General features: G+C 72.6%; 7 protein-coding genes. All 7 read right to left on the bottom strand.

The annotated features are described in order from the left end of the window. A partial coding sequence (locus tag ACHFIV_RS11135; protein ID WP_458575928.1) for a type I polyketide synthase occupies nt 1-2,715 on the bottom strand: 2,715 nt, incomplete at its 3' end. Between the two features lie 235 nt (nt 2,716-2,950). Then, nucleotides 2,951-3,841, bottom strand: a complete 891-nt coding sequence (locus ACHFIV_RS11130) for an ROK family protein (protein ID WP_398966327.1) — start codon at nt 3,839-3,841, stop codon at nt 2,951-2,953. Next, complete coding sequence (locus ACHFIV_RS11125) at nt 3,838-4,365, bottom strand: YceI family protein (protein WP_398966324.1); 528 nt, start codon at nt 4,363-4,365, stop codon at nt 3,838-3,840. Before ACHFIV_RS11125 ends, ACHFIV_RS11130 begins: the two co-directional genes overlap by 4 nt. Before the next feature lie 43 nt (nt 4,366-4,408). Continuing rightward, nucleotides 4,409-7,261, bottom strand: coding sequence for a helix-turn-helix transcriptional regulator (locus ACHFIV_RS11120; RefSeq protein ID WP_398966321.1), 2,853 nt, complete (start codon nt 7,259-7,261; stop codon nt 4,409-4,411). A 62-nt stretch (nt 7,262-7,323) separates the two neighbouring features. Next, nucleotides 7,324-8,217 carry an SAM-dependent methyltransferase gene (locus ACHFIV_RS11115; RefSeq protein ID WP_398966319.1) on the bottom strand — a complete coding sequence of 298 codons (894 nt, stop codon included), beginning with the start codon at nt 8,215-8,217 and terminating at the stop codon, nt 7,324-7,326. Between the two features lie 34 nt (nt 8,218-8,251). Further along, complete coding sequence (gene mhpA, locus ACHFIV_RS11110) at nt 8,252-9,874, bottom strand: bifunctional 3-(3-hydroxy-phenyl)propionate/3-hydroxycinnamic acid hydroxylase (RefSeq protein WP_398966316.1); 1,623 nt, start codon at nt 9,872-9,874, stop codon at nt 8,252-8,254. A gap of 43 nt (nt 9,875-9,917) precedes the next feature. Further along, on the bottom strand, nt 9,918-23,111 hold the full coding sequence (locus tag ACHFIV_RS11105; RefSeq protein WP_398966313.1) for a type I polyketide synthase: 13,194 nt from the start codon (nt 23,109-23,111) through the stop codon (nt 9,918-9,920). Between the last annotated feature and the right edge of the window lie 121 nt (nt 23,112-23,232).

Raw genomic sequence — 23,232 nt, 5'->3', positions numbered from 1 at the left:
GCTCAACAGAGGATGATCAACCGCACGCGCACCCAACCCCGACCCATCCACCCCACCCGCCGCAAGCGACGCCAGCCAGAAATGCTCCCGCTGGAAGGCGTAGGTGGGCAGGTCCACACGGCGGGCGCCGGTGCCGGCGAAGTACGCCGCCCAGTCGACGGACTTCCCACGTACGTGGAGCTCGGCGAGGGCGGTGACCAGGGTGGTCGCCTCGTCACGGTCCCTGCGCAGCACGGGCGCGAACGCCGCGTCCTCGACGCAGTCCAGGCCCATCGCGGACAGGACACCGTCCGGGCCCAGCTCCAGGTACGTGGTCACGCCCTGGTCCTGCAACGCCCGCATACCGTCGACGAAACGCACCGCACCACGGACATGGCGCACCCAGTAGTCCGCCGAGCACAGCTCGTCGCCGGTCACGACCTGGCCGGTCACGTTGGAGACCACGGGGATCTGCGGAGCATGGAAGCTGAGACTCTCGGCGACCGTGCGGAACTCCTCCAGCATGGCGTCCATGCGCGGTGAGTGGAACGCGTGACTGACCCGCAGCCGCTTGGTCTTACGGCCCTCCGCCTCGAAATGGGCGGCGATGGCGAGCACGGCGTCCACGTCACCTGAAACCACGGTCGCGGAGGGTCCGTTGAGGGCGGCGATGGACACGCCGTCGACCAGCAGCGGCAGGACCTCGTCCTCGGAAGCCTGGAGGGAGACCATCGCGCCGCCCACCGGCAACGCCTGCATCAAACGGCCTCGGGCGGCCACCAGCCGCGCCGCGTCCTCCAGGGACAACACCCCGGCCACGTGTGCGGCCGACAACTCACCGATCGAGTGTCCGAGCAAATAGTCGGGCTTCACACCCCAGGCGGACACCAGACGGAACAGCGCCACCTCCAGGGCGAAGAGTCCCGCCTGCGTGAACTGCGTCTGATCCAGCAGCTCGCCACCCTCGAACACCACCTCACGAACCGGCCGCTCCACATGCCGGTCCAACTCCGCACACACCGCGTCGAACGCGTCCGCGAACACCGGATACGCCTCATACAACTCACGGCCCATACCCGACCGCTGCGCACCCTGACCCGAGAACAACACCGCGAGGCCACCAGGCGCGGCAGCACCCCGTACGACCCGGTCACCGATCATCACGGCCCGATGACTCATCACCGCACGCGTCGTCACCGACGAGAACCCGACATCCACCGGGTTCCGGCCCTCGGCGAACGCCGACAACCGCTCCACCTGCGCGTCGAGCGCCCCGGCCGTCTTCGCGGACACCACCCACGGCACCACCGGCACCGTGGCAGGGTCGGAGGGCTCGACCACTGCCTCCGTCTGCGGCGCCTGCTCGAGGATTACGTGCGCGTTCGTCCCACTGACGCCGAAGGACGACACACCCACCCGTCGCCGTTCGCCGGTCTCCGGCCAGGCCACCGGCTCGGTCAGCAGAGAGACATAACCGGACGCCCAGTCCACCTGCGGTGTCGGCTCGTCGACGTGCAGCGTCTGCGGCAGCACGCCGTGCCGCATCGCCATCACCATCTTGATCACACCGGCCACACCGGCGGCGGCCTGGGTGTGGCCGAGGTTGGACTTGACCGAGCCGAGCCACAGCGGCCGGCCCTCCGGACGCTCCTGGCCGTAGGTCTCCAACAAGGCCTGGGCCTCGATCGGGTCACCCAGCCTGGTTCCCGTGCCGTGCGCCTCCACCGCGTCGACCTGGGCCGCGTTCAGGCCCGCGCTGGTCAGGGCCTGGCGGATGACCCGTTGCTGTGCCGGGCCGTTCGGCGCGGTCAGGCCGTTCGACGCGCCGTCCTGGTTGATGGCCGATCCGCGTACCACGGCCAGGACCTCATGGCCGTTGCGCCGCGCGTCCGACAGCCGCTCCACCACCAGGACGCCGACGCCTTCCGACCACCCGGTGCCGTCGGCGGTCGACGAGAACGACTTGCACCGCCCGTCACCCGCGAGACCGCGCTGGCGGCTGAAGTCGACGAAGGTGCCGGGCGTCGCCATCACCGTCACGCCACCGGCCAGAGCCATCGTGCACTCGCCCTTGCGCAGCGACTGCACCGCCAGGTGCAGGGCGACCAGTGACGACGAGCACGCCGTGTCGACCGTGACGGCGGGGCCTTCGAGGCCGAAGGTGTATGCCACTCGGCCGGAGACGACGCTGCCCGAGTTCCCTACGCCCAGGAACGCTTCGACGCCCTCGGGCACCGCCGCGAGACGGGCCGCGTAGTCGTGGTACATCAGCCCGGCGAACACACCGGTGCGGCTGCCGCGCAGCGTGGCCGGGTCGATGCCCGCCCGTTCGAGCGCCTCCCACGAGGTTTCGAGGAGCAGGCGCTGCTGGGGGTCCATCGCCAGCGCCTCGCGCGGGGAGATCCCGAAGAAACCGGCGTCGAATTCACCGGCGTCGTGGAGGAATCCGCCTTCTTCGGTGGCGGATTTCCCGTCCTGTCCGGAGTCGGCCTCATAAAGGTTGCCGAGATCCCAGCCACGGTCGGCCGGAAATGCGGAGATGCTGTCGGTGCCGGCGGCCACGAGCTGCCACAGATCCTCGGGGCCGGTCACTCCACCCGGATAGCGGCAGCTCATTCCCACGATGGCGATGGGCTGCTGATCCTGGGCCTCGATGTCGCGGAGGCGCTGTCGCGTGCGGCGCAGATCTGCGGTCGTCCGCTTCAGGTACTCACGGAGCTTCTCTTCGTTGTCCACTCAACCCAACCCGTCGCGGCGGTCAGCAGGTGAATTTCGACCCACCGTCAAAGGTCCGTCAACACGGAAAATCGGCTCAGCGTCAGCGCGATTTCCTTACGGTTGTTTCGCGGTGGCGCTACTCCGAAGCACTCCGCAGCATTCGAATTGTTCCCCTTACTCGGGGAATCTACGGGGGGTCCGCAGAACCGGACAACCCCTAGGGGGTTGGCTCGGCCCCCTACCGCGCAGCCCCCTACCCGGGGGGTGTGCCCCGGGCGAGGAGGACCGCGCCGTGCAGGGACGACAGGCCACCGAGTGAGGCGGCGCGTACGGGGGCGACGGGGTGGCCCGGTCTGGCGAGCGCGTGCGCCCTTTCCGCCACTGTGCCGGCGAAGCCGGGGAGTCCGTCGGCGAATCCGCCGCCGATCAGGACGAGTGCGGGACGGACGAGTTCGTTGAGGTTGACGATCGCCACCGCGAGGGCGTCGCAGGTCTCTCCGATCGCCGTGGTGGCCCAGTCCTGGTCGTGGTGAAGGCCGTCCGCGAGTTCGGCGAAGCTCACAGCGGTTCCGCGGAGGCGGCCGGCCCGGCGCAGTGTGGCCGGGCCGGAGGCGACAGCCTGCACGCAGCCGCGGCGCCCGCAGTCGCAGTGCGGTCCGTGCGGGTCGACGATCACGTGGCCGACCTCGCAGGAGCCGCGGGTGGTCCCGGGGCAGAGGCGCCCGTCGAGGACGATGCCGCCGCCGATGCCGGTGCCGACTCCGAGGTAGACGACATCCTGGCAGTCCGCGTCGTGGGCCTCGGCGAGGGCGGCGAGGTCTCCGTCGTCTCCCCAGAGCACCGGGCTCCCGGGGAAGAGCGAGCGGAACGTGGCACGGAGGTCCAGCCCGGTCCAGCTGGGGCGGCCCGGCCAGGTGGTGACCAGCCCGTCCGGGCCGACGGTCGCCGGCATGGCAACGCCTACCGCGTCGAGGGGCTGCGGAGAGCCGTCGAGCAGCGCGCGGATGTTCCCGGTGAGAGCTTCCAGGTCGTCCGCGACGCTGCCCGTACGCGGCCAGGGGAACACGGCGCTGCGTGACGGTGTACTGCCGTCGGTCCGCAGGGCGACCTTCGTGCCACCGACGTCGATCCCCAGGACCGTCACGCCGGTGAGGCGACGACGTCGAGGGTGAGGTTCAGGTACCGGGCGGTCATGCCCTTGTCGGCGGTGACGCCGAAGGCGTACCGGTCGATTTTCGTGGTGGCGCGGAAAATGATCTCGCCGGCCCTGGTGTCCGAGTGCTCGATGAGCAGCTCCACCGGGCGGGTCGTGCCGCGGACGGTCAGTTCGCCGTGCAGGGCGTAGTCGCCCTGGGATTCCCGTACCGCGTCGGAGGTGAACGAGATGTGCGGGTGCGTGCCGGTGGCCAGGTATTTGTCGGAGCGTACGACCTTGTCGCGCGTGTCGTTGCCCGTGGTGAAGCTGGTGGCGTCGATGACGGCCGTCGCGTCGGACTCCGCGGCCTCGTCCGCGAGCCGGATGCGGCCGCTGAGCACGGAGAAGGAGCCGTCGACGCCCGCGAGGCCGAAGACGTGCCGGGTGCGGAAGGTGATGCTGCTGCGGCCGGGGTCGATGGTGTAGGTGCCGGGGGCCGGCACGGTCAGGGAGTTCGCCGCTGTCTGGGACACGTTGCTACCTCTGGGGGTTCGGGGGGTGTGCGGAGAAGTGGATTCAGCCGCAGTCGAGTTGGGCTCGTTCAGTCTTGACCACATCGCTGCGGAGATCCACTGGCAGGTCCTTCCGGCGTTTCACCTTGAGCTTCCGGTAGACGCGGGTGAGGTGCTGCTCGACCGTGCTGGCGGTGATGTGGAGCTTGCCGGCGATCTCACGGTTCGTGCATCCCATGACGGCCAGGGAGGCGACGCGCCGTTCCGAGCCGGTGAGGGAGGGGATTCCGTCGGCGCTGCCGGAGGTCGTCTCCGGGCCGTTGAAGTCGCCTGTTGCTGCGAGGAGTTCCTTCGTCAGTGGACCGGCACCGCACAGGTCGGCCACGTGCCAGGCTCTCCGGAAGACCATGCGGGCCCGCCGGTACTCCTCCATCTGGTAGTAGCTGCGGTTGAGGTCGACGAGGGCTCTGGCCTGCTCGTAGCGGTCGCCGCAGTCCTCCAGCAGGTCGAGCGCCTCGGTGAGCAGGTCGGGGCGCCTGGCCGTGGGACCGGCCGCCGCGAGCAGGCGCAGGGCGGAGCCCCGCAGGCGCGGCCTGTCGGTCCCCGCCGAGGTCAGCTGGTCGTGGAGGAGCCGCTTGGCCTGGTCCCGGTTGCCGAGCCGTATCCAGGCTTCGGCCGCGCCGGTCCGCCAGGGCACGAGAGCGACTGCGTCGAGGCCCCAGTTGCGCATGAGTTCGCCGCAGGAGATGAAGTCGGCGAGCGCGGCGTGCGGGTGATCGGTAGCGAGGTAGTAGTGGCCGCGGGCATGGAGGTAGTGCAGCCCGTAGCGGCTGCGGAACATGCCGTCGGCAGCGGAGTACGTGAGGTGCTTCGCGGCTTCCTCGTAGTCGCCCATCCTTGTCGCGGCGAGGATGAGGCTGCCCAGCGGGAAGCCGATCGCGACGCCCCAGGCCTGGGGTGGCAGCTGTGTCAGCGCCTGCCGGGCGTATGCGGCGCCCGCTGCCAGGTCGCCCTGCCTGACCGCGATCTCCGCGCGTGTGGCGGAGGCCATCGCCGACCGGACGGGGGCCTCCCGTGTGTCCGCCTCGGTCAGGAGCTTGTCGCACCGGTCGGCCGCGCTGCGCAGGCGTCCCGCGCAGATCAGGCCGAGCAGGGCCAGCTGCACGGCTTCCTCGGTCCAGGGCGACGTGCGGCCCAGGCCGAGGCCGAGGCCGTCCAGGACGCGTTCGGCCCGGTCCGCGGCCGGGTCGCCCGGCCCGTGTGTCAGCAGACCGGCCAGTTCGGCTGCCGACCGCAGCCACGGATCACCGCGGGGGTCGGCGAGGGCGGCGGAGCCGTCGTCGGCGGGGACGGGCGCTTGGTGTCTGCGGGCGAGCTGAGGATGTGTGGCGGCCAGCCAGAGCTCGGTGTTACGCGTCAGTGCCGCCTGTGAGGTCCCACCCGTCTCGGGGCTGCTGCGGATCTGTTCGAGGACGGGCTGCGCCTCGCTCGTACGGCCGTGCCAGAGCAGGTGTCTGAGCAGGACCAGGAGGTCGGCGTGCGCGAGCCGGCCGGCGCCGGCCGCCGCGGCCAGCGGGGTGAGGTGCCGCGCTGCCGCGGAGGGGTTGAGTTCCCATTCGGCCTGGGCCAGCCGTGCCCTGATACCCGGTCGTTCCTGTTCGTCACCGCACGATCTGTGGGCGAGTGCGAGGCATTCCGTCGCGAACCAGGTCCTGCCGCCGAGGAGCGCGTGATCGGCGGCCTCCAGCAGCACCTGGACCGCCCACGGGCCCTGCGTGTGCCTGGACTCCACCAGGTGGCGGGCGACGGTCGCGGCGGGTGCGCCCCGGGCGTGCATGAGCTGCGCGGCGCGGCGGTGCAGGGCCGCCCGGTCCGGGGCCTGAAGTCCGTCCAGGACGGCCGAGCGGGCCACCGGGTGCCGGAACACGCCGTTGCCGGTCAGACCGGCCGCCTCCATGTCGTGGAGGGCGCGGCCGACCGCTTCCTGGTCGGCTCCTGCCAGCTGTGCCAGCGCCTTGACGTCCCCCTCCGTGTCGAGCACCGCCAGGGCGCGCGCGACGTACGTGATCACTGGCTTGTCCCGGTACAGGCAGTTGAGCAGGGCCAGCCCGTAGCCCTGTGCCCGTGCCTCACCGGCGATGTGGTGGTCCTCGATGAGGGCGTGCAGGAGCAGGGGGTTGCCGCCGCTGATCCGGAAGAAGTCGTCCACGCCCCACGGGGAGGCGTGTTGCTCGGCTTGCTGCGACGGGATGGGGTCCGCCGGCCCGGCCGAGTGGCCGGAGTGCCGGTCGCGGAGCACCTCGGCGACGCCCTCCCGGGTGAGCGGTGCGAGGCGCAACCGGTGGAACCGGGACTGGCGCCGGAGTTCGGCGCGGAACGGGGAGTGCTGCGCCCCGAGTTCCGCGTCCTCGGTGAGGACCGCCATGATCCGGGCCGACCCTATTCTCCGCACGATGTGGAGCAGGCAGTGCAACGACGAGTCGTCGGCGTGCTGGACGTCGTCGACGGCGATCAGCACCGGTGACTCCCCGGCGAGGTCGAGCAGTACGGCGCCGAGGCCCTGGAAGATCTGGACGGCCTCCGGTTCGACGCTGTCGTGGCGGGTCCGGGGCAGGGCCTCGGAGGCCGCTCCCTCCTTCAGCAACTGAGCGGCCCGGTCGGCGATGTCCAGGGGCAGACTGGCACTGTGCAGCAGTTGCGTCAGGACTCCGAGGGGCAGGGTGCGCTCAGCACGCGAGCAGGTCGCGCGGAGCACGACGACGTCGGCCGGGGCCCGCTCGGTGAAGACGCGCAGGAGCTCGGTCTTGCCCGTGGTGACCGGGCCGTCCAGTACGACGACGTGCCCCCGTCTCCCGCGGCACTCGTCCAGCAGCCCGTCCAGAGCCCGCACGTGCTCGTCACGCTCGACCAAACGCACCCTTCCACCCCTGCCCTTGCACGGTTGTCACTGTCCCGGCGCGTCCCGCTTCCGGGTCATGCTCAGATCGTCGGCTTCTTGGCGACCGCGATCACGTAGTCGATGGTGTCCAGCTCCTTCTTCAGCAGTTCCTGGTCACTCCAGTTCTGGCTGATCCCCTTGTACTGGGTGGGAGTGACCAAGTTCTTGTAGCCGGGGCTTTCGATCTTCTCCACCATGAACGTGCGGTACTGCTCCCACACCCGGTCCCGGATCGAATCGACCCGGTTCTCCTCGAATCCCGCCTCGGCCAGCTTGTCGGCGTAGACGCCCGAGGTGTACCAGTTCTCCTCGTCGTAACTGAGGAGGATCCAGCTGAGCGCACGGGACTTGAGTTCCTTGCGTACGACTGTGTCGTCAGTGGGGAGGACGTCCGCGACGGCGAGTACGCCACCGGGCCGCAGGACCCGGAAGGCTTCCTCGAAGAATGCGCTGCGCGGGTAGAAGTGGAATGCGGATTCGAGGGCGACGACCTTGTCGAACGTGTTGTCCGGGAAGGGGATGTCCGTTGCGGAGCCCTGCTGGAATTCGAGGCGGTCCTCGAGCCCTTCCGCCTTGGCCCGGGCCCGGGCGGCCTCGATCTGGTGCGGAGTGATGTTCAGCCCGTGGATCTTCTTGGGCTGGCGGTTGCGGATCCAGGAGAAGTCCTGGTCGCCGTAGCCGAAGCCCAGGTCGAGCACGGTGTCACCGGCCTCGATGCCGGCGGCGTCGCCCAGCCGGGTGGCGAGCTCCTCCGCGGCCTCGTCGAGACTGACGCATCCGTCGTTCCAGTAACCGAAGTTGCAGTACGTGGTGGTGCGGTCGACGAACTCGAAGCTGGGTGGCATGAACTGGTAGAGGCGCCGGGTCCTCTTGACGGGGTCGCCCGTCGAGATCATCTGGATGAGCTTCCCGAACTGTTTGGCCGCTTCCAACATGGAGGTGGTGCCTTTCGTGAGGTGGGGTGGAGGTTCAGGCGGTGGTCCGGCCGAGACGGGCGCGTAGCTCGTCGATGAGCGCGACCAGGTCGTCGGGGCCGTGGGCGGCCCCGAAGAGGTAGAAGTCGGGGCGTACGAGCATGCCGATGGCCCCGTCCGGCCCTGGGCCGGACAGCCCGGCCAGGTAGGGCAGATAGAGGTTCTCGGCGTCGACGACCGCGTGTTCCCCCGCCTTCTCCGGTGGGGTCTCCACGGGCAGTACGTGCACGAGGTGGCAGCCGAGGGTGTCGAGGAAGGCCAGGTCCGCGGTGGGGAGGAGCAGGTGCGGGTCCTCGGAGCAGAGCAGGACGAAGCCGGTGCCGACGACCTCGTCGAGAAGCCCCCGGGAACTGCCGCGCACGACCTCCCCCTGGGGGACGAGCCGGCCGGCCGGCCGTGGGGCCCCTTCGGCGGAGGGGGCACCGGTGCGCAGGAAGCCGTCGCTGAGGGAGTCGGCCAGCGAGGGCCCGCCGGGGGCTGCCTGGTCACGGCCGCCCCGGGCGCGCATCCGGGCGGCGAGCATGAAGGCATCGCGTCCGGCGGCGGCGGCACGGTCGGTCTGGCAGATGACGTTGCCCAGCGCGATCGAGGTCTCGATGGCGGGCCGCACGTGTGCGCTGCGTTCGAGGGTGTAGGTGTCCAGCAGTTCCTCGCCCGCGAGACCACCCAGGACGAGGTCAAGCTTCCACGCCAGGTTGGCGGCGTCGCGGAAGCCCGAGCACATGCCCTGCCCGACGAAGGGCGGCATGACGTGCGCGGCGTCGCCGGCGACGAGCAGCCTTCCGGAGCGCCACTGGTCGGCGCAGGTGCCCTGTGTGGTGTAGACGGCGTGCCTCTCCAGGCTGGCGTTGTCGGGGGTGAGGCCGAACAGTCCCAGGAGCCGCCATACGGTCTTCTCCTGTCCGAGTTCCTCGATCGTCTCGCCGGGCATCCGCATGAACTCCCAGCGCCGGTGCCCCGGTCCTGCGGAGACGGCGGTCCTGGGGCGGGCAGGGTCGCAGATCTGCAGGTTGTTCGGTGTGTACTCGCGCTTGTCGTGGGTCACGACGTCGCAGATCAGCCAGTCGTGCGCGAACCCGTAGTCCGTGACCGTCGTTTCGATGTGCCGGCCGACGAAGCTGTTGGCTCCGTCGCAGCCGATGACCCAGCGGGCCCCGTACGTCGAGCGGTTGCCGTCCTCGTCCTCCGCGACCACCTCCACGTGGTCCCGGTAGTCGGTCAGTCCGACCGCCGTGCGGCCCCGGTGCACGGTGACGCCGGGCAGTTCCGCGCCGCGCGCGGCGAGCGCGGCCTCCAGACCGGGCTGGTACATGGACGTCGACTCGGGCCAGCCCGACGGGCTCCTGCCCGGTACCTCCATGTGGATCAGCGTCTGTCCGCGGGCGTTCTCCCAGACGTACTCACCGGTGGGTTCCCGTACGCCCTCGAGACGGTCGGCCACACCGGCGGCGGCGAGTATGCGGGCCGCCTCACCGTCGTACGCGACGGCGCGGGGCATCGGGTAGGGCTGCGGCCAGCGCTCGACCACGGTGACCGTGCGGCCGTGCTGGGCCAGCAGGATCGCCGCCAGTTGGCCCACCGGACCGTATCCGACGATCAGCACATCGGAGTTCACCACGTCTGTATCTCCCTGAACGCTGCAGCGGGGGCCCGAACGGTGTTCAGGACGACCCCAGTTCCTTGTCGATGAGCCCGAAGATCTCGTCGTCGGAGGCCGTGTCGAAGTCGAAGGCGTCCTCCTCGTGGTCGAGGCGGCCCGCGGACCCCCATGAGGCGGTCAGCGATTCCAGTCGGGACAGCCGCGACATGAGGTCGGCCCTCAGCTCTTCGTCGGGGTCCGCGTGCGCGAACGCCGCTTCCAGGCGGTCCAGTTCGGCGGCGAGCATCAACGGCTGCGAGCCGGCGGCCGGCACGTCGGCGGGCTCCGGGCGGAGCCGTTCGGCGAGGCACCCCGCCAGCGCCAGGGGGGTCGGGTAGTCGAAGACCAGCGTTGCCGGCAGCCGCACCCCGGTGGCGGCGACGAGCCTGTTGCGGAGTTCCACTGCGGTCAGGGAGTCGAACCCCACGTCCTTGAACGCCTGCTCGGAGTCGACGGCGCCTGCGGCGCCGTGGCCGAGCACGGCCGCCGCCTCGCCGCGCACCAGCTCCAGCAGCGCGGTCGCACGCTGGGCCTCGTCCATGCGGGTCAGTTCCCGTGCCGGTGCGCCTGCCGGGGCGGAGGCACCGCCGCGCGAGCTCCTACGGGTGACACGCAGCAGGCCGCGCAGCAGCAGCGGTACGGCTGCGGTCTCCGTGCCCTCCACACCGGAGGTCAGCTTGGCGGGCATCAGCTTCGCGTGCCCCAGACGCAGTGCGTCGTCCAGCAGTTCCACGCCCTCACGGGACGTCAGGGCGTCCATGCCGCCGCGCCGGCCGCGCTCCATCTCGGCACCGCTGAGGCCGCCCGTCATGGCGGAGGCCTCGGCCCACAGCCCCCAGGCGAGGGAGGTGGCGGGCAGCCCCAGGGAACTGCGGTACTCCGCCAGAGCGTCCAGGAAGGCGTTGGACGCCGCGTAGTTGGCCTGGCCGGGCGTTCCGAGGAGGCCGGAGGCCGACGAGAAGAGCACGAAGAACGCCAGGTCCGCTTCCCGGGTCAGCTCATGCAGGTGCCAGGCCGCGTCCGCCTTGGGGCGTAGCACGGTGTCCAGGCGTTCGGGGGTGAGCGCCGTGACCACACCGTCGTCCAGGACGCCCGCGGCGTGCACGACACCCGTGAGGGGCCGTTCGGCGGGGATCGCGTCGAGGACGGCGGCGAGCGCCGCACGGTCGGCGACGTCGCAGGCCGCGAACGTCACCTCTGCGCCCAGTCCGCCCAGTTCGGCTTCGAGCGCGCGGGCCCCGGTACCGCTTCCCCCGCTGCGGCTGACCAGCACGACGCCGCGTACGCCGTGTTCGGCGACCAGGTGGCGGGCGACCAGTGAGCCCAGGGTCCCGGTGCCGCCGGTGATCAGTACGGTGCCCTGCCTGTTCGGCGGGCGTCCCTCGGCCGGCGCATCGGAGGGGACGCGCGCCAGTCTGGGCACCCGGACCTCACCGGCCCGGATGGCGAGCTGCGCCTCCCCGGAGGCGACGGCCTGCGGCAGGGCGAGCCGCGAGCTCTCCTCGGCGTCGATGTCGGCGAGGACGATGCGGTCCGGGTTCTCGGACTGGGCGGCACGTACCAGGCCCCACACGGCGGCGGCCGCCGGGTCGGTACCGGGCAGGCACGCGTTGCGGGTGAGTACCACGAGCCGTGCGGAGGCGGGCCTGTCCTCGTCCAGCCAGGACCGTACGGCGTGCAGGGCCCGTCCCAGCAGTTCCCGTACCCGGGCGGGGCCCTCCTCGGTGTTCGGGGTCCCGGTCAGGTCGGCGTACTCCAGCGGCTGTGCCGGGACCGGCTGTCCGGGCAGGGCTGCGGCGGGCCAGTCGAGGTGGAACAGGCGGTCGTGGGCAGCGGGCCCCGTTCGCAGCCGGTCCGCGGGGACCGGGCGGAAGGTCAGGGACTCGACGGACATCACCGGTACGCCGTCCGCGTCGGTGGCCTCCAGCGAGAAGGAGTCCGGGCCCGCCGGGGTCACCTTGACGCGCAGGGCGCAGGCGCCCGAGGTGTGCAGGGTGACGCCGGTCCACGCGAACGGCAGGAGGAGCATGCCCTGTTCCGTGCCGCCGAGGGCCCCGAAGCCGGCGGCGTGCAGGGCGGCGTCCAGCAGGGCCGGGTGGATGCCGAACTGCCGCGCTTCCTCCTGGTGTTCCTCCGGCAGCGCGACCTCTGCGTAGATCACGTCACCGAGGGTCCACACGGACCGCAGGCCTCTGAAGGCCGGGCCGTAGACGTAGCCCGCCTCCGCCATGGAGGGGTAGAAACTCTCGGCGTCGGCCGGCCCGGCGCCCTCCGGCGGCCACGCCCCCGTCCCGCGCGGCGGCTCCGTTCCGCCGGTGGCCAGCAGGCCGCCCGCGTGTCTGGTCCAGGGCGCGTCGGGGTCCGCGTCGGCGGGACGGGAGTGGATGCCCACGGGGCGGCGGCCGGTCGCGTCCGGCGCGGACACGGCGACCTGCAGCTGTACGGCGGTGTGGCCGGGCAGTACGAGGGGAGCCTCGATGACGAGTTCGTCGAGGACCGGGTAACCGGCCTCGTCGCCGGCCCGCACGGCCGCCTCCACGAGCGCGGTACCCGGCACCAGCACCTGCCCGCCCACCGCGTGGTCGGCGAGCCAGCCGTGGGTGGCCACGGACACCCTGCCGGTGGCGAGCACCCCGTCGCTGTCCGGCAGGGTGACGGTTCCCCGGAGCAGCGGGTGACCGGCGTCGGTGAGACCGGCCGCACCCGCGTCCGGTGCGGCACCGGACGGTTCGAGCCAGTAACGGCGGCGCTGGAAGGCGTACGTGGGCAGATCGACCGTCCGGGCGCCGCTGCCCTCGAACAGAGCGGCCCAGTCCACCGGGACGCCCCGGACGTGGAGGCGTGCGAGCGCGGTGAGGACCGCCTGCGGTTCGGATCTGTCCCGTCGCAGGGTCGGCACGGCCACGACGCCTTCCGCGACGTCGCCGAGGCAGTCCTGGACCATCGCGGTGAGGACACCGCCCGGACCGAGTTCGAGGAAGGTCCTGACGCCCCGGCCGTGCAGGGTCCGGACCGCGTCGTGGAACCGTACCGGCCTCCGCACCTGGTCGGTCCAGTGGTCCGGGCTGCACAGGACGTCGGCGCCGGCCGCTTCGGGGGCGCTGGTCGACACGACGTGGATGTGGGGCGCGCGGAAGTCGAGCGTCTCCACCACGGCCCGGAACGCGTCGAGCATGGGGTCCATGAGCGGCGAGTGGAAGGCGTGGCTGACCCGGAGCCTCCTGGTGTCCGTGCCGCGCCCCGCGAACTCCGCCGCCAGTTCCTGGACGGCCTGCTCGTCGCCCGAGAGCACCACGGCGGACGGTCCGTTCACGGCCGCGATGCTCACCCGGTCCTCGAGACCGGCGAGCAGGGGCAGCACCTCGTCCTCGGGAGCGGCGACGGCGATCATGGAGCCGCCCGTGGGCAGGGCCTGCATCAGTGCCCCGCGGGCGGCGACCAGTGCGCAGGCGTCGGCCAGTGAGAGGATCCCGGCGACGTGCGCGGCTGCGATCTCACCGACCGAGTGTCCGGCGATGGCGTCAGGCCGTACGCCCCAGGTCTCCATCAGGCGGAACAGGGCCACTTCGACGCTGAACAACGCCGCCTGGGCCATCGCCGTCTGTTCCAGCGGCGCGGGATCGCTGCCGAGGAGCACACTGTGCAGGGACCGCCCCAGGCGCGGATCGAGTTCCGCGCACACCGCGTCGAAGGCTTCGGCGAAGGCGGGATAGGAGTCGTAGAGTTCACGCCCCATGCCCAGGCGCTGCGCGCCCTGGCCGGTGAACAGGACGGCGGTGGGACCGTCGGCGCGTACGCCCCGCTCGAGGGTGGCGGCGGTCTCGCCGTGGGAGAGGGCGCGCAGCCCCGGCAGCGGGTCCTCGCCGTCCGTGGCCACGAGGACCGCGCGGTGTTCCATGGCCGGGCGTGCGGTGAGGGAGTACGCGACGTCGGCAGGAGCGGGGGCGTCGGGCTGTTCCAGGAGGGCCACCAGGCGTGCGGCCTGGGCGGACAGTGCGTCCGGGGTCCGCGCGGAGAGCAGCCACGGGGTGGCGGGCGGGGTGGTGCGCGCCCGGGGTGCGGCCGGTCCGGCGGCGGGTGGTTGCTCGAGGATCACGTGCCCGTTGGTGCCGCTGATCCCGAACGACGACACGCCGGCTCGCCGGGGCCGGTCGAGGGCGGGCCACTCCCGGGCCTCGGTCAGCAGTTCCACCGCGCCCGACGCCCAGTCGATGTGCGGAGAGGGTTCGTCGACGTGCAGGGTGCGGGGCAGTACGCCGTGGCGCATCGCCATGACCATCTTGATCACGCCGGCCACGCCTGCGGCCGCCTGGGTGTGCCCGATGTTCGACTTCAGGGAGCCCAGCCACAGCGGCCTGTCCTCGGGCCGGTCCTGGCCGTAGGCCGCCAGCACCGCGTGCGCTTCGATCGGGTCGCCCAGTGTCGTCCCCGTGCCGTGGGCCTCCACGACGTCGACGTCCGGCGCGGTGAGACCGGCGTCGGCCAGGGCCTGACGGATGACCCGTTGCTGGGACGTCCCGTTCGGAGCGGTCAGTCCGTTGCTCGCACCGTCCTGGTTGATCGCTGTCCCGCGCACCACGGCCAGGACGGGGTGTCCGTTGCGGCGGGCGTCGGACAGCCTCTCGACCAGCAGGAGTCCGGCTCCTTCGGACCAGCCGGTGCCGTCGGCCGAGGCAGCGAATGCGCGGCACCTGCCGTCGGTGGAGAGCCCGCGCTGGCGGGAGAACTCGACGAACCCGTCGGGTGTGGCCATGACGGTCACCCCACCGGCCATCGCCAGGTCGCATTCGCCGGAGCGCAGGGCCTGGGCGGCCATGTGGAGGGCCACGAGGGAGGAGGAGCAGGCGGTGTCCACCGTGACGGCGGGACCTTCGAGGCCGAGGGTGTAGGCGACCCGGCCAGACAGCACGCTGGACGCGTTCCCGGTGACGAAGTAGCCCTCGGCTCCGCGCCGGGCAGGGCTCTGCCCCGTGCCGTAGTCCTGGTGCATGGCGCCGACGAAGACGCCTGTCCGGCTGCCGTGCAGGGACTCGGGGTCGATGCCTGCCCGCTCCACCACCTCCCAGGCCGTCTCCAGCAGCACGCGCTGCTGCGGGTCCATGGCCAACGCCTCGCGCGGCGATATGCCGAAGAAGGCGGCGTCGAAGTCTCCGGCGTCGTACAGGAAGCTGCCGTGCCGCACGTAGGACTTGCCGGTCCGCCCGGGGTCCGGGTCGAAGAGGTTCTCGACGTCCCAGCCACGGTCGTCCGGGAAGTCCGACACGGCGTCGCCGCCGGCCGCGACGAGCTTCCACAGGTCCTCGGGGGAGGCGACGCCACCCGGCAGCCGGGTGCTCATGGCGACGATCACGATCGGGTCGTCGTCGGGTGCCGCACCGGTGGCGGGGGCCGGAGTCGCGGTGTGTTCCCCGACAAGCAGGTCGCGCAGACGGGTGGCGAGGGCGGCGGGGGTGGGATGGTCGAAGACGATGGTGGAGGGCAGGGCGACGCCGGCCTCGGCGGCCAGGCGGTTGCGCAGGTCGAGCGCGGTCATGGAGTCGAAGCCCTGGTCCCGGAAGGCGCGGGCCGGGTCCACGGACGCCGGCCCCGGGTGGCCGAGGACGGCTGCGGACTGGGCACGCACCAGTTCGAGCAGCAACGTGTCGCGCTCCGGGCCTGTGAGCCCGGCGAGACGCCCGGCCGTGCCCGGGGTCTCCCGATCCTCCTCCTCGTCCGTCCCCGTCTCCCGTACCCCGGGGATGTCCGCGATGAGCGGGCTGGGACGGGTCATGGTGAACGCGGCGCCGAACCGCCGCCAGTCCATGTGCGTCACCGACACACACGTGTCGTCGTGCTCGACGGCGCGTATCAGCGCCGAGACGGCCGCGCCCGGTTCCATCTCGAGCACACCCGCCCGCCTGAGCCGTTCGGACGCCCCGTCCCGTGCTCCGAGTCCGATGCCCCCGCCCCACGCGCCCCAGGCGACCGACGTCGCGGTGCGGCCCCGGGCGCGGCGCTGTTCCGCGAGCGCGTCCAGGAAGGCGTTGGCGGCGGCATAGGCGCCCTGGCCGCCGCCGCCCCAGACGCCGGAGTTGGACGACATCAGGACGAACGCGTCCAGGTCGGTGTCCCCGAGGAGCTCGTCGAGATGTGCGGCACCGGCCGCTTTGCCCGCGAGCACGTCGGCGAACTCGTCGGGGGCGGTGTCCGCGAGCAGGCTGTTCTGTCCCACTCCCGCGGCGTGCACCACGGCGGTGAGCGGGCCGGGCAGCGACGCGAGGAGGCTGCGCACCGCTTCCCGGTCGGCGAGATCGCACGCGCGGAGGGTCACGTTCGCCCCCGAGGCACGTATCTCGTCGGCCAGTTGCTCCGCTCCGGGAGCGTCAGGGCCCCGTCGGCCGGTCAGGACCAGGTGAGCGGCGCCCTCGGACGCGAGCCGGCGGGCCACTTCGGCGCCGACGCCCCCGGTGCCGCCGGTCACCAGGACGGTCCCGCGAGGGGCCCAGCGGCGGGTGGCGGGGGCCGCGCCCGTGGGTGCCGGCACGAGGCGGCGTGCGAACACCCCGGTCGGGCGGACGGCCAGCTGGTCCTCGCCGTCCGTGCCGCTCAGGGCGCCGGCCAGCCGGCGCAGCGCCCGTTCGTCGAGGGCGTGGGGAAGGTCCACCAACCCTCCCCAGCGGCGCGGCTGTTCCAGTGCGACGACTCTGCCGAGTCCCCACACCATCGCCTGCGCCGGGCTGGTCTCCGGGCTACCGGGGCCCGTGGCGACCGCGCCGCAGGTGAGCGCCCAGAGGGGGGCGTCGAGACCGCTCGCGTCGAGCGCCGCCAGGAGTGTGACGGTGGCGGCCAGGCCTGCGGTCTGTGCGGGGGCTCCGGCCAGGGGCCGCTCGTCGAAGGCCAGCAGGGACAGTACGCCATCGATTCCGCCGGGCTGTCCGGCTTCCTCCCGGAGGCGCGCGGCGAGCTCGTCCCGGCCGGTTTCCGGGGTGTTCACGTCCATCCGTACGCACTGCGAGCCACGGGCGCGCAGCCCTTCCAGCACGGCGTCGGTGCGGCCGGTGCCGCCGCACGCGTCGGGCGTCACCACGAGCCATCTGCCGGGCAGTTCGTCGCGGCCGGCGCCGGCCAGTCGTCTCCAGGTCACCCGGTAGCGCCAGGTGTCGCCGGCGGACCTCTCCCGGTGGCGCCGGCGCCAGTCGGCCAGCACCGGCAGCGCGTCGGCCACCGCGCCGATCCCTTCGGCGTCCTCCCGGCCGCCCGCCGTCAGCGAGGCGGTCAGTGCCTCCAGGTCCTCGCTGTCGACGGCCTTCCAGAACGACGCCTCCACAGGGTCCGACGACGTGCCGGCCGGGTGGGTGTCGCGGTCGGACGACGCCTGGAGCCAGAAACGGCGGCGCTGGAACGCATAGGTGGGCAGGTCTGCCGCCGCACCCCGCGCGGGCTGGGTGGGCCAGTCGACGGCCAGGCCGCGCACCCAGGCCCCGGCGAGCGAGGTGAGCAGTCGCCGTGTGCCGCCGTCGTCGCGGCGCAGTGTGCCGACCACCGTCACGGAGCCGCCGCCCGCGTCCTCGGCGGTGGCCTGGACCGCCGGAACCAGCACGGGGTGGGAGCTGACCTCCACGAAGAATCCGAAGCCCTGCGCCAGGAGGGCTCGGACCGCCTCCTCCATCCGTACGGTTCCCCGGAGGTTGCGGTACCAGTAGTCCGCGTCCAGGTCCTGCGTGTCCATCCAGCGGTTGTGGACGGTGGAGTAGAAGGGGACGTCCGAGCGGCGGGGGGTGATCGGAGCCAGTGCGCTCGCGAGATCGGCCTCGATGCGCTCGACCTGTGCGGAGTGGGAGGCGTAGTCCACGGGGATCCTGCGCACCCTGACGCCCTCGGACGTCAGTTCGCCGGCCAGGGCGTCCAGTGCTGCGGGCTCTCCCGCGACGACCACGGACGACGGCCCGTTGACCGCGGCGAGCGAGAGTTCCCCGTCCGGGGTGGCGCCCAGCCGTCTGTCCGCCTCCTCCGCGGACAGGGCCACCGACATCATGCCGCCCCGGCCGGCGAGGTGCTGGGCGATGGCGCGACTGCGCAGCGCCACGACCCGCGCCGCGTCCGGCAGGGAGAGCGCGCCGGAGACGCATGCCGCGGCGATCTCCCCCTGCGAGTGACCGACGACCGCGTCGGGTTCGACTCCGTGGGACCGCCACACCTGTGCGAGGGAGACCATGACGGCGAACGACACCGGTTGCACGACGTCCACCCGGTCGAGCGTGGGTGCTCCGGGAACCTGTCGGATCACATCGGACAGCGACCAGTCAACGTGCGGGGCGAGTGCCTCCGCGCACAGGGCCATGTGGTGGGCGAACACCGGTGAGACGTCCAGGAGTTCGGCGCCCATACCGGCCCACTGGGAGCCCTGGCCGGGCAGGACGAACACCACCTTGCCCTCGGTGACGGCGCTGCCCGCGACCACGGACGTCGACGGCAGGCCGGCGGCGACCGCGTCCAGGGCGGACCGTGCCTCGTCGATGTCGTCGGCCACCACGACGGCCCGCTGCTCCAGCGCGGCGCGGGTGGTCGCCAGTGCGTGGGCGACGTCGCCGAGGTCGGCCCGCGGGTGGGCCGCGAGATGTCCGCCGAGGCGGGCCGCCTGGGCGGCGAGGGCCGGGGCCCCGCGTCCGGACACGAGGAGCGGCAGGGTCCGGTGTCCGCCGCCGGTGTCTCCCTCCCGCTCGCTCCCCCGGACGGTCTCGGGAACGTGCTCCAGGATGACGTGGGCGTTCGTACCGCTGACCCCGAACGAGGACACCGCGGACCGGCGCGGGCGTCCCGTGGCGGGCCAGTCACGGGCCTCGGTCAGCAGTTCCACCGCGCCCGACGCCCAGTCGACGTGAGGGGACGGCGCGTCGACGTGCAGGGTCCCCGGCAGCACGCCGTTGCGCATCGCCATCACCATCTTGATCACGCCCGCCACCCCGGCGGCGGCCTGGGCGTGCCCGATGTTGGACTTCAGCGAGCCCAGCCACAGCGGCCGGTCGGCGGGCCGGTCCTGTCCGTACGTCGCCAGCAGGGCCTGCGCCTCGATCGGGTCGCCCAGTGTGGTGCCCGTTCCGTGTGCCTCTACCGCGTCCACCTCGTGGCCCGCCAGGCGGGCGTTGGCCAGCGCCTGGCGGATGACCCGGCGCTGCGCGGGTCCGCTGGGCGCGGTCAGGCCGTTGCTCGCGCCGTCCTGGTTGATCGCCGAGCCACGGAGCAGGGCCAGCACCCGGTGCCCGTTGCGCTGTGCGTCCGAGAGGCGTTCGAGGAGCAGCACGCCGACGCCCTCGGCCCACGAGGTGCCGTCGGCCGCCGCCGCGAAGGCCTTGCATCTGCTGTCCGGTGCCAGCCCACGCTGCCGGGAGAACTCGATGAAGGATACGGGCCTGGCCATGACCGCCGCCCCGCCGGCCAGTGCCATCGAGCATTCTCCGGACCTCAGGGCCTGCGCCGCCAGGTGCAGGGCGACCAGCGACGAGGAGCACGCGGTGTCCACCGTGATCGCGGGGCCTTCGAGGCCCAGGGTGTAGGCGACCCGGCCCGAGACGACGCTGCCCGCGGTACCCGTGCCGATGTACCCGCCCACGCCTTCGGGGGCGTCCGCGGCGTCGGTCCCGTAGTCGTGGTACATGAGCCCGGAGAACACGCCGACGTTCTCGCCGCGCAGCGAGGTGGGGTCGATGCCCGCCCGCTCGAAGACCTCCCACGACGTCTCCAGGAGCAGTCGCTGCTGCGGGTCCATCGCCAGTGCCTCACGCGGCGAGATGCCGAAGAAGTCCGCGTCGAAGTCGCCGGCGTCATGGAGGAAACCGCCCTCGCGGACGTAGGTGGTGCCCTGCCGGTCGGGATCGGGGTCGTACAGCGCCGCGATGTCCCATCCGCGGTCGTCGGGGAAGTCGGTGACGCCGTCCCGGCCTGATTCGACGAGCTGCCACAGCTCCTCGGGAGAGGTGACTCCGCCGGGCAGCCGGCAGCCCATGGCGACGATGGCGACCGGCTCCGCGGAGGCAGCGGTCGCGGGCGTGGACGGGATGTCGGCCGGGTCCTCGTCGGTCAGCAGGGCCTGCAGGTGGCGGGCGAGAGCCGTCGGCGTCGGGTGGTCGAAGGCGGCGGTCGCCGACATGCGCAGGCCGGTCGCCCGGGTCAGGGCGCCCCGCAGGGCGACGGCCGCGACGGAGGTGAAGCCGAGTTCCTTGAACGCCCTGTCCGCGCCGACGGTCGCGCCCTCCGGCAGGTCCAGCACGCGGGCCGCGCGGGTACGCACGAGCTCCAGCAGCACCCGTCCGCGTTCGTTGTCCGGGACGGCGAGCAGCTGTGCGCGCAGTGCGGCGCCGCCTGCCTCGTCCGGAGCGGCCGCGCGGGGAGTCACCTCGATGACGCCGCGCAGCGGCGCGGGGACGTCGTCGGTGTGCAGCGTCCCGGAGTCGAGTCGCATCGGCACGAGGACGGCGTGGTCCACCGTCCGGGCGGCGTCGGACATGGCGCGCCAGTCGTGCGCGGTCAGCCGGCCGACGCCTGCGGGCGTCGGTGTCCCCGGGCCGTCGCCGTGTCCCTCCGAGGGGCCCCAGGCCAGGGACAGCGCGGCGTGGCCGGCGGCACGGCGGTTCTGTGCCAGTCCGTCGAGGAAGGCAGCGACAGCGCCCTGGCCGGGCGGCTCGGCCGCCCCGAGCAGACCGGCTGCCGAGGAATGGAGGACGAAGGCGTCGAGGCCGGCGTCGAGGGTCAGCTCGTGCAGGTTCAGGGCCCGCAGGGCCGCCGAGCGCAGGGGGTCTTCCTCGGTCCCGGCTCCTGCCCCGGGGGTGTGCACCACAGCGGTGAGGGGGCGGCGGACTCGGGTCAGTACGTCGGCGAGCGCCGCCCGTTCGGTGAGGTCGCAGGCCGCCAGCACGACCCGGGCCCCTGCGCGGGTCAGCTCGTCCTCGAGCTCGACCGCGGCTCGGTCGCGCGGGCCTCCCTCGCTGAGAAGCATCACGTGGCGGACCCCGTGCCCGATGACCAGGTGCCGTGCGGCTGCCGCCGCGGCGGCACCGTCGGCGCCGGTGATCAGGACGGTGCGGCGCGGGTCCGGCGCGGGTTCCCGCTCGCCGGGCGCGGGCGCGGCGGCACGCGTCAGCCTGGGCACCAGTGTGACACCGGAGCGGACGGCGAACTGCGGTTCGTCGCCCGGCAGCAGGGTGGGCAGCACCGCACCCGCCCGCGCGTCGGGCGCGTCCAGGTCGGCGAGGACGACGCGTCCGGGGTGCTGCCTCTGGATGTCACGCAGCCCGCCCCACAGCGCGGCCTGCCACAGGTCGGGGATCTCCTCGTCGGACGCGGTGGCGACCGCGCGCCCGGTCACCAGCAGCAGCTGTCCGGCGCCGAGGAGTTCGTCATCCGTCCAGGCGGCGGCCGTCCGGGTCAGCTCGTGCACCGACCCGCCGTCGGCTGACCCCACGACGGGGGCAAGCACCGTGACGTCCGGCGCCGTCCGGGCGTCGGCGGACACGGCGTCCCGCAGTGCGGCCAGGCCGGAGTGGTGCGCGACCTGCATGCCCTGGTCGAGGAGTCCTTGCGTCAGCCCTTCCGTACCCGGGCCGACCAGCGCCCACCGGCCGGGGACCACGGGCGGCGGTGGTACCGAGGGCAGCGGGATCCAGTCCAGCCGGAACAGCGACTCGTAGTGGCTGACGCCGGCCGCCCGCAGCCGGGCGGGCTGTTCCAGCAGGACGTGCCGGGTGATCTTGCCGGACGCCGTACGGGGCACCTGCGCGATCTCGTACAGCTCCTCGGGCACCTTGTAGTACGAGAGCTCCTTGCGGCAGGCCGCGAACAGGGCCTGCGGGTCCAGCCCCTCCGGCCCGGGGACCAGGCAGGCGACCGGCACCTCTCCGAGCGTCTCGTGCGGCCGGCCGACCACGGCGACGTCCGCCACGCCCGGGACCCGTCGCAGAACCTCCTCGATCTCCCCGGGGTGGATGTTCTCCCCGCCCCGGATGATGAGTTCCTTGATACGCCCGGTCACGGTGAAGTACCCGGCGGCGTCCCGTCTGGCCAGGTCGCCGGTGCGGTACCAGCCGTTCTGGATCGCCTCGGCGGTGGCCTCGGGCTGGTTGTGGTAGCCGGCCATCACGCTGGGCCCGCTCACCCAGACCTCGCCCTCGCGCTCCGCGGGAACGTCCTCGCCGGTTTCCGGGTCCACGAGACGTACCCCGAGACCGGGCACCGGAAGGCCGCAGGAACCCTCCACCCTGGCACCGGTGGGCCAGTTGATCGTGATGGAACCGCACGTCTCGGTGGATCCGTACGCGTCGAGCAGCGGCGCACCGAAGGCGTCCTCGAACGAGCGGCGCAGCGACGCCGTGGTGATCGCGCCGCCGACGAGGCACATGCGGAGGTGGGGTGCCTCGAAGCCCTGCCGGCGCGCCGCCCGCACCAGGTAGTGGTACATGGTGGGCACACCGGCCAGGAAGGTCGCCGAGTCCTCGCGCAGCGCGTCCAGGACCTCGTCGGCCTCGAACCCGTCCACGATCCGGGCCGTCGCCCCGACCGCGGTGACACCGAGGACGCACGCGATGTGGGACAGGCTGTGGAACAGCGGCAGGGGCCACACCACCCTGTCGTCGGAGTTCAGTCCGGGTACGGGTGCGTAGCAGGCGGCGACCGACCACAGGCAGTTGCGCTGGGTGGAGAGGACCCCCTTGGGCCGGCCGGTGGTCCCCGAGGTGTAGAGCATCCACGCGAGGTCGTCGAGGCCCAGGTCGTCGCGCGGTCCGACGGCCGGCTCGGTGCCGGCGAGCGTCTCGAAGCGCAACGCCCCCGCGGGCGCGTCGCCCGTGACGACGACGCGGACGTCGGTCCGGTCCGACAGGACCCGCCCGAGCTGGGCGGCGTGGGCCGCGTCGGTGATGACGACGCGCGCGTTGCTGTCGTCGAGCAGGTAGCGGAGCTCGGCGTCGGTGGCACGGGGATTGAACGGCGAACCGATGGCGCCGGCCCTGACGACGGCCAGGTAGCTCTCGACGACCTCGACGCAGTTGCCGAGGTAGAGGGCCACGCAGTCACCCGGCTGCAGCCTCATGTCGGCGAGGTGGCCGGCGATCCTCCCCGAGCGGCGTTCCAGCTCGGCATAGGTCACACTCCGGCGGGCGTCCCGGAAGGCGACCTTGTCTCCGAACCGGTCGGCGTGCGCCTTCAGGAGTTCGGGCAGCGGCCGTATCAGTTCGGTACGCAGCATCTCACCACTCCGCCGGCCGGCGAGGCACCTCGCGCGAGCCGGTATCCGTTGCCACCCACGGCAGTGGGCGAGTCACTGCCCAGTGTCGGGCGCGTCCACCTCGCGCCCTACCCCTACCGGC

Origin of the sequence: Streptomyces sp. ALB3 (genome assembly GCF_044385685.1) — a bacterium.
Classification (GTDB): domain Bacteria; phylum Actinomycetota; class Actinomycetes; order Streptomycetales; family Streptomycetaceae; genus Streptomyces.
The sequence above is the reverse complement of the archived record's forward strand: the minus strand, read 5'-3'. Positions and strand labels throughout refer to the sequence as shown.

Bases quoted from the DNA above. Each gene is read 5' to 3' on its own strand.
- ACHFIV_RS11105 (WP_398966313.1), bottom strand. From the start codon at position 23,111: ATGCTGCGTACCGAACTGATACGGCCGCTGCCCGAACTCCTGAAGGCG.
- ACHFIV_RS11115 (WP_398966319.1), bottom strand. From the start codon at position 8,217: ATGTTGGAAGCGGCCAAACAGTTCGGGAAGCTCATCCAGATGATCTCG.